This is a genomic window from Nocardia grenadensis NBRC 108939 (assembly GCF_001613445.1).
Taxonomy (GTDB): domain Bacteria; phylum Actinomycetota; class Actinomycetes; order Mycobacteriales; family Mycobacteriaceae; genus Nocardia; species Nocardia grenadensis.
Window position 1 is genome coordinate 417,323 of the sequence record NZ_BDCJ01000006.1, and the last position, 15,440, is coordinate 432,762.

Annotated in this window: 2 protein-coding genes (1 of these 2 cut by a window edge); both read left to right on the forward strand. The window is 66.4% G+C overall.

Features of this window, described 5'->3' with window-relative positions:
• Positions 1-12,001 carry the final stretch of an MFS transporter gene (locus tag NGR01S_RS08625; protein WP_063035621.1) on the forward strand. 24,758 nt of this gene lie to the left of the window's left edge, so the window shows 12,001 of its 36,759 coding nt (coding positions 24,759-36,759); its start codon lies off the left edge, out of view; the stop codon is at positions 11,999-12,001.
• Positions 11,998-15,087, forward strand: coding sequence for a sugar transferase (locus NGR01S_RS08630; RefSeq protein ID WP_157107170.1), 3,090 nt, complete (start codon positions 11,998-12,000; stop codon positions 15,085-15,087). Before NGR01S_RS08625 ends, NGR01S_RS08630 begins: the two co-directional genes overlap by 4 nt.
• The last annotated feature ends 353 nt before the right edge of the window (positions 15,088-15,440 follow it).

Sequence of the window (15,440 nt, forward strand, 5' to 3'; positions counted from 1 at the left end):
GAAGCGGGCGGCCGCGATCGTCCGGCTCACCGCTGCGATTACCGAAATCGACGACGCGTTAGGGGTTCTCGATGACGAGGCGACCCGCCGTCACCAGCAGCACCGGTGTCGCAGGCATGAACAGGGAACCTGGCTCACTGAACACGCCAAGCTCGTGCCCGGCCGGTCCGGCGAGAAGTCCACGCTGCTGATCGTGGCCACCGCCGGCCGGCACAAGCGGGCGCGACGTGAATTGATCGCCGAGCATCCGGAATTCCGCGGCGCCTTGGCGCGTTCGTCGCCCTACAAGGTCGGATACATCACTCTCCGTCCGCGCTCGAACGGAGAGGTCGACTTCGAGTTCGAAAGCCGGGAGTATCGGCCGCGCAACGCCGAGATAGGCGCTCGGTTGTTGATGGCGTATCCACAGGCTCTAACCGCGAGCCGGTCGGGTGGGCCGGTCGGTTTCGACACCTGGATGGAGTCGCTCGGCGGGTTCGACTCATCGACCGAGATCGAGCATCTGGAAGCGCGGATCGATATCACCGAGGACGTGGACGAGACCAGCGCGCGCGCCGTCGTGATCCGGATGCTCACCGAAGAGCACCATCCCCGGCCTCGATGGTGGGACAAGCCGCCGAATATCGGGGGCGCTACCACCTCGCACGAGATCGAAGTCGCGGGCGTCGTGATAGCGGTCCAGATGCGGGAGAATTACGAGGCCAACTGGCTGAACCGGTTCGAACTGGCCCATACCCACGGCGAGGCGGATACCGGTAACGCGGTGTCGTGGCTGTTCCCCGGAGGTCTGCGGGCCCGTTCGAAGGAGGCGCTGGCCAAGAAGGTCGCCCGAGCACTGACGGGCGGTCGGATCGACCCGGCCGATGCTTCTACGGGGCCGGGCACGCAGTCACGCGGGGCTGTGGGCGGAGGATCGGTGAATCCGCTACCACCCGGGATCGAACTGTTCTACCAGATCGACCCGAATCCGCTCGATCCTCACTTCCCTTACCGCCGGGGTGCGAGAGGGCGTGTCGGGCCGTCGCACCTGCAGTTCCACCACCATGATTCGGGTCGGCTGTGGGATGACCCCGCAGCGCAGTCGGTAGGGTCTACCGGGGTGCCGGCGGTGGAAACGGCGTCGTCGCCCACGCGGCCGTCGAGTAACGCGAACCGGGGTTCGGCAGCGGACCCGGTGGTGGTGGTCGCGCTCGATCCGAGCCGCCCGCTCACCGAGCGTATCGCCGAAGCCCGAGACAGGGTTCGCGGTGTGCTCGAGGGCTGGCCCGTCGCCGGCCACCCGGGCGCCGCGGAAAACATGGTCGAGGCGATGCTGCGTACGGCCCAGGGGCCCGCGGTCGTCGAGTCGACGCAGGGCGGCGTCGGTGACCAGCGCTGGATCGCGATCGCGGTGGTGGACGAGAGCCGGGTCCTGCCTGCTCGGGACGAACCCGGCGAAACCGGCCGGGTCACCGCCACCGATTCGGGCCGGATTATCGAACTGTGGGACGAGACCCCGCTGTCGAAGGGCGATTTCGAGCTGCTGAAGAGTGGGCGGCGCACCAGGCGGACCACTTTCTTCGCCGGCGAACAGCCCGGCGATCCTCCGCCGTCGGCGGACCGGCCCGAGTTCGAGTTCCCCTTCGCTCCGGGTGATATCGAGGCCACCGACGGCGTCGATACGGTCCGTAATGCCACGCGCGTACTGTTGACCGGCGCCGGATGGGATCCGGATCAGATCGCCGATCTCTTGTGGCCGGTGTCGGAGGTGGTCACCAACGCAGGTCTGCACACTGACGGAGAGGTCGTCGTCCGCGGCTACCTCGCGGAGGACCAGTTCGTACTGTCGGTGGAAGATCGATCCCGCGGGCTGCCCACGTGGCGGCTGGAAAGCAACGTGGACCCCGGAGAGGACGCGCCGCGTACAGCGGTCGACCCGGCCGGGGTAGATCGCTGGCTGGCGACTTTCCAGGGGCAGGGTTCGGTTGAGAACGACGATTCGATGCGCCACCGCGAGACCGGGGAGCATGGCCGCGGTGCGGTCATAATCGCCGAATATGTGACCGCTCTGCGCATCGCGCTCGCCCGCGACGCAGCGCCGGGCAAAACCGTCTCCATCATGGTCCAGCGTGAGACTGCCGAGGCTGTGCCGGTGCCCGTCCAGCGCTCCGGAGGGGAGCCGCGCGACCCGGATCCGACGAGTAATAGCAGTGCGGTACCGGCGGCGGAGCGGCGAGCGCGGCTCGAGCGTGACCGTGAACAGGCGCGGCAATTCCGTGATGAATTCGCCGAGGCCCGAGGAGTGCGCCCCGCCGAGCTGGAGAATGATCCCGCTCGGCCTGAGCTCCGTGTGCTGCGGCTGGAGGAATTGCGGCAAGAGCGAAACGCGGCGCGCGAACTTCTGGCGGGCCCGGCGAGGGATCCGGAGAGTCTTGACGCGGATCAGCTGGATGCTCTGGCCTTCGGGTCGGATTCCGATACGGCCGATCTCGCCGCCGATGTCCTGGAGCTCGACACGCTGGTGCGCTACGCCGACGAGGTCAACCGGTTGAATGCCGAGCTCGGGAAGATCGACGTGCCGGCTCCGGTCCTGGAGGGCCGGATCGTGACCGATCAGGCGGCGGATGTCGTCCCGGTGGTGGCGCAGGATACGAACCAGGGTGGCACGCTCGCCGACCGGATGCCCGACAGCGAGTTCGATGCCCTCCCGGTCGAACGCAAGCACGAAGTCGCTCTCGCCGAATTGGCCGGTTCGGCAGTGATGTTCGAAACCCGTGCGGAGGCTGTCGACTTCGCCCGGCAGTATTGGAGCGAGCCTTTCCCGGAACCGGTACGTAGATCCCTGGCCTGGATCAAGGACGAAGTCTCGGCGAGCCCGCTGGGGTATGTGGCGGCCGATGCCTACCTGACGGGCGCCGAAGAGCCGGGAGACGCGCCGACCGAAGTGGCAGAGCATGTTCGCCGGGCCGATGAGACGATGCACCACCACCGCTCCGATCGCGCTTTCTTCGTGACGATCCCGTACTTAGCGGACGGCAGCGACAGAACGGGAACGATCTTCAACCCGGGCTACTCGACCGCCGATATCGGCCATATACCTTCGCATCGGTTCGATTTCGTCGACCTGGGTGTCTTCCTGTCGCCCCCCCGAACCCGGATGTTGTGGGTCGAATCGGTCACCGGAATCCCCGAGCTCGCGCTCGGCCGGGCATTCGGCCGCGTGGTCACTCGTACCTTCACCGACGAAGACGGGGACCAGACCTTCGAGTACGGCTACCTACTCCCACAGACAGCGGAGATCGAACGGCCGGAGGGACTGCCGGCCCCGGGCACGCGGCCCCGATTGGACAGCGGTGATGCCCCGCCCATCACCGGCGACGGCACTACCCCGCGACTTACCGTTCGCGATCGGAATGCCCCCACCCCGACGCCGACCCGGCCGGCGGCAGATGAGAACGGAACGTCGCAACCGGTCGCCGCACGTGACCCTGGGACCGAGTCGGCGCGTGTTCACGACGACGGACATCCCTCGTCCGATACCGCAGTGCGCCGGGCCTCGTACCGCCCCCGGCCCGCTCCCGGCCACGCGGTCGATATCGAGGAGGCCCTCGATAAGCCTCGGCGTAGCCCCCACGACCCGCTGGCCTGGGCTCCATACATGGGCCGGGGTGTTCCGGATCAGGCACAGGCATTCCACCACGGCGACCGCCACGGTGACGATCCTCGACACGATGAGCAGGGCGGTTCTCGTGGCCATGACGGACGCGACAACGCGGGCAGGAAGCGGATGCCGGGGGCCGTTCCGAGGCCGGGCTTCCTATCCCGTGCTGCTGGGAAGTCCGAGCGCCCGCCGCGAGGAGGCGAGGCGGCGGCGTCGCCCCGCGGTGACGAGGCAGCGCTGGGATCCGAAGCCGGAGCGGTCGGGCAGCCCCGCCCATCCGAGCCGCAAATCGTGTCCACCCGGGAGCTGTTCAGCTCCAACAAGCCCTATCGGCGTTTGTTCATTTCGAACGGCATCACCGGGCTCGGTGACAGCATCCAGCAGTCCGCGCTGCCATTGCTGATTCTCCAGGAGACCGGTTCGCCGATGGCCGCCGGTGCCACCACCTTCGCGACCTTCCTCCCGAAAATTCTCTTCGAAGTCCCCGCGGGCTACCTCGCCGATTTCACCGACCGGCTGAAGATGATGCAGTGGGCGCAGGCCGTCGGTGCGGGCGGCGCGTTCCTCGCCATGGGCGGTGTCCTCTCCGGCGCAGTGGATCTGGCCCCGCTGCTCACGGCGACGACTTTGGTCGAGGGCACTGCCACGGTCTTCTATCTGCGCGCGCTCGGCGGTTCCGTGCTGGATCTCGTCACGCCCGAGCAGCGCCCCCGGGCGAACCGGATGTCCGCGGTGGAGGGGTACTTGGCCGGGACCGGTGGGCGGGCGTTGGGGCCGGTGCTGTTGAGCATCGACAAATCGGTGCCCGTGGGCGCGAACCTGTTGTCCTACCTGTTGAATATCGGGGCCCTCACCGGGATGCGGGAGCACTTCCCCGTGCACACGCCGCGGAAGCACCAGCCGCGGGAGGTTGCCCGCGAACTCAAAGCCGGCGGGCAGGCGGTGTGGCGGGATTCCTTCCTCCGCCCGTATACAGGCACGATCGTGTTCACCAACGCGGCCGTAGCGGCACTCAATCTGCGGGCGGCCACAGTCGTCGACGCGGCGGAGCTGCCCGGCTGGGCTGCCGGGCCGGTGCTCGCCGCGGGCGCACTGGGCGCGGTGGCCGGCGGGCTCCTACCGTCCCGGCTGATCGACAAGACCAAGGTGGACAACCTGTTCCTGGCAGGGCTCGCCGGATTCACCGCAGCAGCCGGGATACAGGCAGCCACCACCAATCCGTTCGTGGTGGCCGTCGGCACCTTCGGCTTCGGCATGGCCGGTGTGGCGATGAACGCCAGGGTGGTCGGTCATCAGCAGGAGTTCCTGCCGCGGGAACTGTACGGCCGCGCGGTCAGTGTGGGTAGCGCGATCACCTTGGCCGGTTCCGCCGGCGGTGCGCTGCTCGGTGGTGCGGTGCTGGACGCGCACGGCATCGATATCGCCGGCTGGATGCCCGCCGCAGTGGTGGGCGCGGCCGCCGGCGGTATGGCGGTGCGTGCCCTGGTCAAACGCTGGCGCACCATGTTCGGATTCGGCTGGCTGCGAGCGCTTGCCCGCGATGCCCTGGTGATCGAGCCGCCGTCGACCACGACCGGCCAGGTCGTGCCCACCACCCGTCCCGCCGTCGCCTGGCCCGCGCCCGACCCCGTCGGTGAGGTACTCTTCCGCACGATCCGTCTCGGTCGGGTGACCGGTAGCGACGATCTGGTCCTGCGCGCCGACCGCGCCGAAAGCGAGCTTCTCGAACGAATCGGCACAGAGACCGCGGTCCCGTTGCGGCTGCGCAGCGTCCAGCACACGATGTGGGCGTCCACCGACGGTCTCGCGTACCGCCTTTACTGGGGTGGCAGTTATTCTCCGCTCGCCGGCAGTTCTCCCATGGAAATGAACAGCGCGCGGCGATCCGAGGATGCCGACGCTGCCATCGAGGCGAGCCCGCGGGCGGGTGCCGCATCCGGCCCGGTGGCAGATCCTGTTCGTGAGTGGAAAGAGCGGACCGATGCCGACGGCCCGAACGACGGCGACCGGGTGCTGGCCGCGGGCCGGATCGTGCCCGAACTCGGCGAAGAAGTCTGCGACCTGGTAGCGAAATCGGCGACTCTTACCACCCGTATCACCGGCCTGCGTGCGGCCGGGTGGACGTTCGAATACGCCACGGCCGGAGCGGGCAGCTACGCGGACCGCGACGAGCGGAAGATCGCCGTGGACGGAAAGTACCGGAACGCGTACTTCGCCGAGAAGACGACCGCCACGATCGCCGAAGAGGTAGCCCTGGCGACCGCCGCCAGTCCGTTCCGGGACGCGGGATACCAGGGTGGTCCCGTGGAGGACTGGGTCGGAGGACTCGTCGTCGAACGTTTACGGGCCGAGTGCGAGGCGAAACTGTTCGCTGTGGAATGCATGTGGGAAGTCGAACGCAGCGGCGGTCCCTACATTCCGGCCGGCGGTAATTACTTCTCGAGGTACGAGGCGATCTACGAGGAGTACGCGGCGGGCAGCATCACCCGAGACGAGGCGCGCAACAAAGTCGCCCTCATGCGTGACTGGACTGATATCGGGCAGGGGACGACACAGTCCTATGAGGACTATTGGCGAACTCATTACACCCGGCGCCATCCCGAGGCAGCTCCGCCGCCGGCGCAGTTGATCGAGATCGCCCGGCACATTCTCGTCGAGAACAACAAGGCGTTCGAGCACGGCGCACGGCGATCCGGTACTCCTGCGGGCGGGCTATCGGAAAACGAGGCATCCCCCGTGGGAGGTCTGTTCGCGCCCGACGGTGGGTCCCGGCACACGTCTACCGCGCCTACCGGATCTGGTGTAGGAAGTGGGCCCGTCGATACGCTGCCTGGCCTAGAACTGTTCCACCACGTCGACTCGAACCCGCTCGACCCTCACTTCCCCTACCGGCGTGGAGGTCGCCGTATCCAGCCGCCGCACCTACAGTTCCACCATCACGGTGAGCGGGCGGACGAAAGCCGATTGTGGGACGACCCCCGGCAGCAGACCACCGGCACGGCGCGGAGTCGACCTCCGGCGAGCGGAAGCACCGATCCGAGAGGCGACGGCCCGAAGGACGACAAGCACCTGCCGGAAGCGGCGAAAGGGCCGCAATCCGGAGTCGGAGCCCGAGTCGGCGCGGGTGATGCGTCGCCCGCTGCCCAGCAGCCCTACCCGGGCGCCGAACCCCCCAGGCCAGGACCGGCCGGAGGTGCCACCGCGGGGCCCGGTCCGGTGGCCTTCCATCCCGGTGACGAGACCACCGGAGCCGGCCCGGCCGCCGGGCGGGCTCGGAACATCTTTGCCGGTGGACCCGGTTTCGCGGGGCTGGGCGGCCCGGCGATCTGGTTTCACCATTCCCCGGGCGATTCACATGCGGCGAGTGAGGGTGTGGAATCAGCGGACAGCCGTCCGAAATTGACCGGCAACGAAAACGGGGGCGATCCGTATATATGGCTGGAAGAAGTTCATGGCGCGCGCCAGGATGCCTGGGTCCGCGAACATAGCGACCGAACGGTCGCCGAGTTTGCATCCGGTCCGGAGTTCGCCGAAATGGAGCAGAGAATCCTCGATGTGGCGAGCGAGGGTCATGTCAATTCCAGGCCCGACCGTGGTGGTCAGGATTTCTGGCCGGAACGCCGCGGTGATCAGCTCTACAGGTTCCATGCCGATGCCGATTTCCCGAAGGGGCAGTGGCGACGCACCCGCTTCGCGGACTATATCGGCGGTGCCGCGACCTGGGAGGTGCTGATCGATGTGGCCACGCTCGGCCAGGACGAGAACGGAGCACCGTCTACGCCGGGTTCTCCGGGCTATCGTCCCAGTGATGTCAATTGGGTCTGGGGTCGTTCCAAGGTGCAGGACCTCGATCTTTCCGAGGGGCAGAGGCGGGGGCCGCGTCGAGCGTTGATCGCGCTGTCGATCGGCGGTGGCGACACCCATGAGTTGCACGAGTTCGACCTCGTGACGAAACAATTCGTTCGCCCCGAAGAAGGCGGTTTCCGCCTACCGAACGCGAAGACCCGGTTCGAATGGTTCGGCCCCGATCACATCGATGTGGCAACGGATTTCGGTCCGGGGACCATGAGCGGGTCCGGGAGTCCGATCGTCGTGAAACGCTGGTGGCGAGGGACCGCGCTACACGAAGCGGATACTTTGTTCGAAGGTTCCCCGGACGATGGGATCGTGAATGCGTCGGACAATATCCCCCGAGGTACGAATCCTCGTCAGGTGCAGCGGTTCATCGGGTTCTTCGATCGTGAAACCTACGTGGTGCACTCGGACGGATCGACTCAACGGCTCGATGTTCCCCACGATGCGGTCGTCAAATGGTTCGATAATCAGATGCTGGTGGAACTCACCAGGGACTGGTCTGTAGGTGGTCGCGAGTATCCGGCGGGGTCACTGCTGGCGACTGCTCTGGACGATTTCTTGGCCGGTGGGCGAGAGTTCGAGCCGTTGTTCACCCCCGAGGACACCGCACTGCTCGAATACGGGTGGACAGCCGGGCATCTGCTGGTGACCTCGCTGCACAACGTCCAAACCAAAATCGAGATTCTCACCCTGGGCTCCGACGGCCGCTGGACTCGCCGCCCGGTGGAGAACCTTCCCGAGAATGCCACTTCCAAGGTGATCGGATTGGACCCGCAGTCCGGTGACGATAATTTCTTGGTGTGGTCCACCGGTTTCACCACACCTCCCGTTGTGCACAGCGGATCGGCCGACGGAGTGCTGCGACTGATCGAACAGGAGCCGCCGGCTTTCGACGCCTCCGGTATCGTCACCGAACAGTTCTTCGCCGTGTCGGACGACGGGACTCGTATTCCGTACTCCGTGGTCCGCAAAGAGGGTGCAACCGGTCCTGCGATCATGCGCGTCTATGGCGGGTTCCAGATCTCACAGCTTCCCGAATACGACCCCGTTATGGGCAGGACGTGGCTCGAGGAGGGGAATATCCTCGTGCTGGCCAATACTCGCGGCGGCAGCGAGCTCGGCCCGAAACACCACAGCAGTTCCATCAAGGAAAATCGAGTAAAGGTTTATCAAGATGTCGCGGCGATAGCGGACGACCTTGTGCGGAACGGCGTCACCACCTACAAACAGTTGGGCGCTATCGGAAACAGTAACGGCGGCTTGGTTGTCGCTATGATGCTTGCCCGCTATCCGGAGAAGTTCGGCGCTCTGGTGGCCCAGATGCCCCTGGTGGATATGCTGCGATACATCTTCCTGGGCTCGGGCTTGAGTTGGATCTCCGAGTACGGCGACCCCAGAGATCCCGTTGAACGGGCGAACATCATCTCCGCGTATCACGAGATCGTTTTCGGCCCATGGCGTCCACCGATCTTGATCCGGTCCTCCGCCAAGGATCTCCGCACTCACCCCGGCCACGGTCGCAAACTGGCGGCACGCCTCGAGGAACTGGGTTATGAGGTGTGGTTCTACGAGAGCGAGGAAGGCGGGCACGAATTCGCGGGTGACACCAGGCAGACCGCATTCGAGATGGCGCTCACGATCCGATTCCTCAAAATGATGTTGGACCCCGGGAACTCCGGCGATACATCGCCTTTCCGGCGGTTCGAACCCGGCCGTGACGACGACACCGAAGAGGATGACAACCCGGGCGGCGGTACCGGGCCCCGACCTGATGTCGGACCCCGCACAGACGGCCCCACCGGCGCAGCGAAGGCCGACAGACCCGATGCCGACCCTCCCCGGCCCGCGAACGAACCCCCGGCCCCGACGGAGTCCTCCACATCCGTCGAGGAGCGACCAGCGCGGGAAGTGCTCGACGCCGGGGTGCAGAAGCAGCGTGGACGGTCCGGTCGGCTCGGGGCGCTGGAACGCGGTGCCCGCACTCGACCGTGGGGGCAACGTACGGGGAACCCGCAGCAGCTCGACCAGGCAGTTGCGCAGCTGTCGTCGCTTCTGGGGATCACGCCGGAGACCCTGGACAGGGAGCACCTGGAACAGGCCCTGTCGTTGGTGCGGCAGGAAACCGACCGCCTCGACGACGCCGGCTGGAGCCGTGTGGCGGCCGGACGGGCACCAGGGCTGTTGCCGGGTGTGCTCGGCCGATTCCTGACCGCTCTCCACGTCATGAAGACAACTGTTTCCGATGAGGCGCGCAGGCAGTTCGAAACGCGTTTGCTGATCGAAGATTTCGAAGATCAGGTAGCCGGTATCCTCGGCCGACCCGACGGCTCCCCGGTGTCGTGGCCCGCACCGGAGCAGCAGGCAGGCTTGATGCGGCTGGCGCAGCAGTCGGCGGATCCGACTCTCGGTGAACTGGTCGAGGCGACCGCTTTGTATCGGAATCTCGCGGACGGTCGGCCGGTATCCACGGGAGATCAGCTGCTGCGGCGGCACGGAACCGTCGTCGAAGGCTCCGGCAAGCTGACCGAATCGGCCGGCCGGGCGATGGTGGAGACGGTTCACGACCTGCTGACGCGATTCCCGATCGCGGTGGACGAACTCGTCGTCGCACATTACGACGACGAGAATTCACCGGACCCGGAATCCGTGTCGGCTGTCGCGAACGCGAATATTTTCGGTTCCGCGATCACCGGGACGCGGCTGATGCTGACAGTACCCGCCCAGCGGGGTGTGTCCGATGACGAGATTCGCCGAGCCGCCGTCGCCGGAATCGGCAAGGCACTGGTCATCGCCGGTCGCTGGCGCGCCGAGCGGCAGGCCCTGCCCGCATTGCGAGAGCACTACCGGAACGAGCACGGTAACCCGGATAGTGCGGAGTTCACGACCTGGTTGTACCGGCAGTTTCCCGAGCCGTGCTTCTACAAGGGTGTGTTCCTGCCGAATCCGGCCCTCGTCCGGTCGTTCGTCGGTGCGCGCAACGAAACGGCCGAACAGGGGATCGAATCCGGCGATCAGGCGACCGAGGGGAAGTCGGTTCTCTACGAGCTTCTGGTGAGACTGGCCGAGGAAACGAGCTCGGCCGACGGCAACACCGATCGGGCCCCGGCGAGCGAGCAGGAGCGGGCAGACCGTCGGTCGAAGCTCGAGGCGCTGCACCGGCTGGAAGCGCGAATCGGGCACCCGCTCCGTTTCGAGAGCCTCTTGATGGTCGAGGTCGATCTCGAGACCGTGCTGGAACTCGTCGACGAGGTCGTAGACCATTACGAAGAGATCGGCGGTACCGACCTCGTCGAACTGCGAGTGGCGCCGTACCGGGATCCGGCCTACGCGCTCGTATCCCCCGCGCGGGACGGATTGGTAATGACACTCGGCGAGCAGTGGGCGATCAACAGGGAGTATCTCGAAGTATCGTATCGAATCGCGGTCGACGACGGCTTCCATCCCCCGCTGCGCGGTTCGGCCTGGCGCGCCATCTTCGCCCATGAACTGGCCCATGCGGCACAGCGGTACTCGGCGAGAGCGCAGACACCGGACACCACCGCGCCGGTCGGCATCGAGGACCTGGGACGGTACCAGGAGAAAGAGTGGCAGGAGGTAGCCCCTCTGCTGGCCGAACTCTTCACCGGTACCGGCCCTCCCTGCGACGTTTCCCAGGTTCTGAAGCGGTTGCGGACGGTGCTGTGCGGGTACTGCTTCAACGCGGACGGCACGCTGAACTTCGGTGAAACGTTCGCCGAAGCCCGCGCGGCGGTACGGCACAGTCCGCACCCCCATCAAGCCGAGCGGATCATCCATGCACAACAGGTGAAATCGGCACTCGCGGAGACAGACCGCCGATATCGGCTCGCCGAGCGGAAGCCGACGATCACCCAGAGCCAGCGAGCCGTGGAACCACGGCAGGCCTTGTCCTCGCCGCAGCATGTCGAACGCCGGCGTATCGCCGAAACCCGCGAGAAACTCCGATCGGTACCCTCCGATGCGGTTCGCGCGGCAATCGACGGCGAAGTCGACGAGGGACCGATCCGGGCTACGCCACGAGACGAGTCCCTAGGCGGACCGGCGAACGGCGGCGCACCGGGGCCTGAAGTGCGGTTCGCCGGTGCCGTCGATTCAGCCGAACTTCTCGACGCGGGCCGACCACGCCGAGTTCGATCACTGACACACATCCCCTCCGACGCTCCGTTCGAGGTCCTGGCGTTCAACACGAATCCCTGGAACGGCCGGGGCTGGGGTTACCCGGAAGATTCGAATCGGCCACGCGACACGAGCGATTCGAGCGGACTCGACCCGAGTTCCCGGCCACCGGCTGAGCAGCGGGCACGGTTGTCGTCCGGTTCGGCGGACGCCGACGATGCCGGCGCCACGCGTGAGGGTGACCTCGCGGAGCAGTACGAATACCAGGGACCGCCCGCTGGGGATGGGGCGGCGGCATACTGGAACCGGATACCGGACATTCCGACTCCGTGGCGCCGGGGGCAGGATCACGGCCGGTCGACGCGCGCGTGACACCGCGAGCCGAGGGCCATCCGCTGCCGGGCGGGTCCGAGTACTGGGCGCCGGTGGATGCCGCGATCGATGAACTCATCGCGATCGATCCCGTGGCATTCGCCTATATGAAGAAGGTGAAGAAGCTTCGCAGACCCGAACCAGGGGAACGCTTCGGCGCCGATTGGGTCAGCGCCCGGGGGGTATGGTTCGAAAGCCTGCGTAAGGCGGCGGCCGAGAAAATCGAAGCGTTGGAAATCCCGGACAGGGACTTCCGCAAGATGAGCCGGCGCCAGTTCGCCACGATCGTCTCCGAGCTTTACTCCGTAATTGTCGACAAGGTACGCGAATCGGATTTCCGGGAGGAATTCACCGAGAAGGACTTTCTCGAGTTGGGTCGGGTTGTCAAACGGGCGCCGATCTACTCGGCGTTCGCACTGTTCGCCGTGACCGGATTGGCGGTCGACCAGCTGGTACACAACGGGAAGGTCAGCTGGCGCTCGCTGTTCTTCCGACAGCAGAAGTTGGCGGCCGACGGGACGACCGTCACCGTCTGGAAATTGCGAACGCTGCCGGAGAACGAGCCGCAGCGATCCACCGATCGCGAGGACATCAAGCGGCGGGCTTCGCGCTGGGCGAACATGCTGCGTGCGACATCGATGGACGAGATGCCACAGCTGCTGCTGATCCTGCTCGGTAGAATGCAGTACTTCTCGGGTCGTCCGCTGCTCGACGACGACTACGCCGAAATGCGCAACGTGCTGTCCGGCGAGGAGTACGCATTCTGGGCAGAGCATATGAAGGACGATCTGTGGTCGGCGCTCCATTTCCCCGGGTGCCGGGCCCTGTCGGGTTACGAGTATCTGCGGGCGCGGTACCTGGCCGCCTTCATCTGGTCGCGGATGGGCAGCCGGACGGTCGAGAAGTACATGATGAGGGTGGTCGACCGCTACATGTTCGCCACGTTCCTGCGGGCGGGCACGGAACTGGTATTGGGTACCGGCGTCGATACCGCAGACTGGGTCGCCCGCCTCCTTCCCGCCGGTATCGAAGCGCGGGTGCGCGATATCGCCTCCCCGATTCTCGGGCCGGCGGCGGGTCGCCTGGGGAGGCTGGTGCGCGGCTCTGCCGATCGGGTCGCGGAGTTCGTGTATCCGTCGGCCGGACAGAAACCCCAGGCCGGGGGGAGCGGGCGGCAGCATGCTGCGGAGATCGGCCGGGAACAGCCGGCTCAGGAAGGGGATGCCGCGTATACGCCGCCGGCGACGGAGTGGTCCGAGCATCCGGACAGCCAGTCCTGGCCGCGAGCAGTCCGGTGGGTGGCCAGGTATCACCGTCGCGGTGATATCCAGCTGCGGGTCACCGCCGGTTCGGGCGACGTATCGGTCGGTGCGGTCGCGGAGGGGCTGGGGGGCCGGGCGCAGCAGATCGAGGGGCTGGCGGATGCGGTGGCACGGTTGCGGGCGCACGGGCAAGCAGCCGACGCCGAGAGCTGGAGGCGGGGTGACCGCATTGCGGCGGTGGTGTTCGGGCCGGTGGATCCAGGGGCGCCCGCGGGTCCGGTTCGTGCCCGGCTGCTGGTTCGCTGGGTGCATCACGGGGAAAGGGTCGAGCTGCGAGATCTGGACGAAGGTCGCTACCTTCCGGATTTCGTCCCGTCGGAGGATGCCGAATGTGCCGGCATGTACGCGGTGTTCCTGGACAATCGCGGGTACCCGGTCGAAGGCGGGGTGCCGGATTCCGCCGGCCGGATAGCGTGGCAGCGAGAAGAGGCCCACGATCCGCCGGTCGGCTGCCTCCCCGGCGCGACCCCCCTGCGCGCCTGGCCCCGAATCGGCGCCGATTCCGGACAGCCACGAGGTGATCTCGCGTCGGAACCCGGTGGGGCGGTCCGTCCCGAGGAACCCGATGACTCGGATGAGGAGTCCGAGTTCTATATCGCCGGCGACGCACCACTGCGCGCACATCCGCTGCTCGCGAATCTGCTGCCCGCGGGCGAGTATCGGATCCGCGGGGGTGGTAGCGGTGTCGAGTTGCCGCGTGCGCAGGCGCTGGCGCTGCGGGAGGTCGTGACCCGGTTCGGTGAGGTCTTCGAGGGTGCCGGTAACAGGGTGCATGTACTCGGTGAATTCGCGTTGCGTGAGCCGAAACGCAACTCGACCTCCGCGGCGACCTCCGGCCTGAACTACCGGCTGTGGCCCCAGGAGCACCGAACTGTCCAGGCGATCACCGAAACGGCTATCCGGCTCGGCCGAAATGATCTGTTGCCCATGTTGCCGCAGATCTTGTATGTCGAATCAGCCGAGGACGATACTGTGCTGTTCGAGATCCACCGGAGCATACCGGGTGGTACGGTATCCGCCTTGTCCGGCGACCCCGCTGCCATGGTCGATGAATTGCGTGCCGTTCTGGCCGAGGTCCCGATCACTCGAACTCTGTTCCCCCTGCCGGAACAGTATCCCGAGTCGGGCGACTCGGCGGGCTTCTTCCGTATGCTCGTCGAGCATACGGAGGAGAAGTACCAGGAGCTCCGGCGGAATCCGTTGTACCGGAGGGTGTTCGATCACCTGGAGTTCCCGGCTTCGTTGACGGCCGCTCTCGCGGGCTCGGAATCAATGCTGATAGCTCAGCGATTCCAGCTTCTGCACGGTGACATCACCACCGGAAACGTCATCCGTCGCGACGGCGGCACGGTTGTCCTCATCGATTACGGTCTCGCTCTCTACGGCCCGCCGGACTACGAAGTGGCCGTCGCGCTGCAGCGCAACGCGGGCACCGACCCCGACACGCAACTGATCCCCACGCGACTGCGACCGTATGTGGACTTGCTCCAATTGCAACGAGTCATGGGCGATACGGTCCGCCTGGTGGATCTCCTCGACTCGGATGCACCCGACTCGGGCCAGGCACGGACACTTGCGGCCTTTGTTCAGCGCGCGCTTCCCACGGCTGCTGTTTCCTGGTACCCGGATTATCCGGCCCGATGGGTAGCGCGCTTCCTCAGCAAACTCTCAGCGCTGATAGGCGACAGGTTTGCCCCACCTCTCGGTGGCCCGCTCCCCGGTCGCACTATCGGCTCGGACGATTCCGCCGCCGGACCGGCATGATCGCCGGCGCGTTGGTTCGCGTACACGAGCATGACAAATGGGGACGGGGTCGAACCTGATCGCGTGCCGGCCCTCGCCGTCGAGATCCTTTCGGTGCAATCGGATCTCGTTCGCGCCGGGCGCCCGAATGGAAGATGCTCCGGCCGATCGTGATCATGCCCTGGTCGGCGGCCGGTGTATCGGGGAACCCGGCGGACGGCAACGCCGAGTTCGATGGGGGCGGGTTCGGTCGCTGACGGGCAGGTATGCGATTGGAGGACAGCGCCATCGAGGAATGCATCGTTGCCTGCGACGCCGTCGTCGGCGGCTCCACGTATTACGAGGACAGGTCGAGTTCCTCCGTCGTCGGCTTC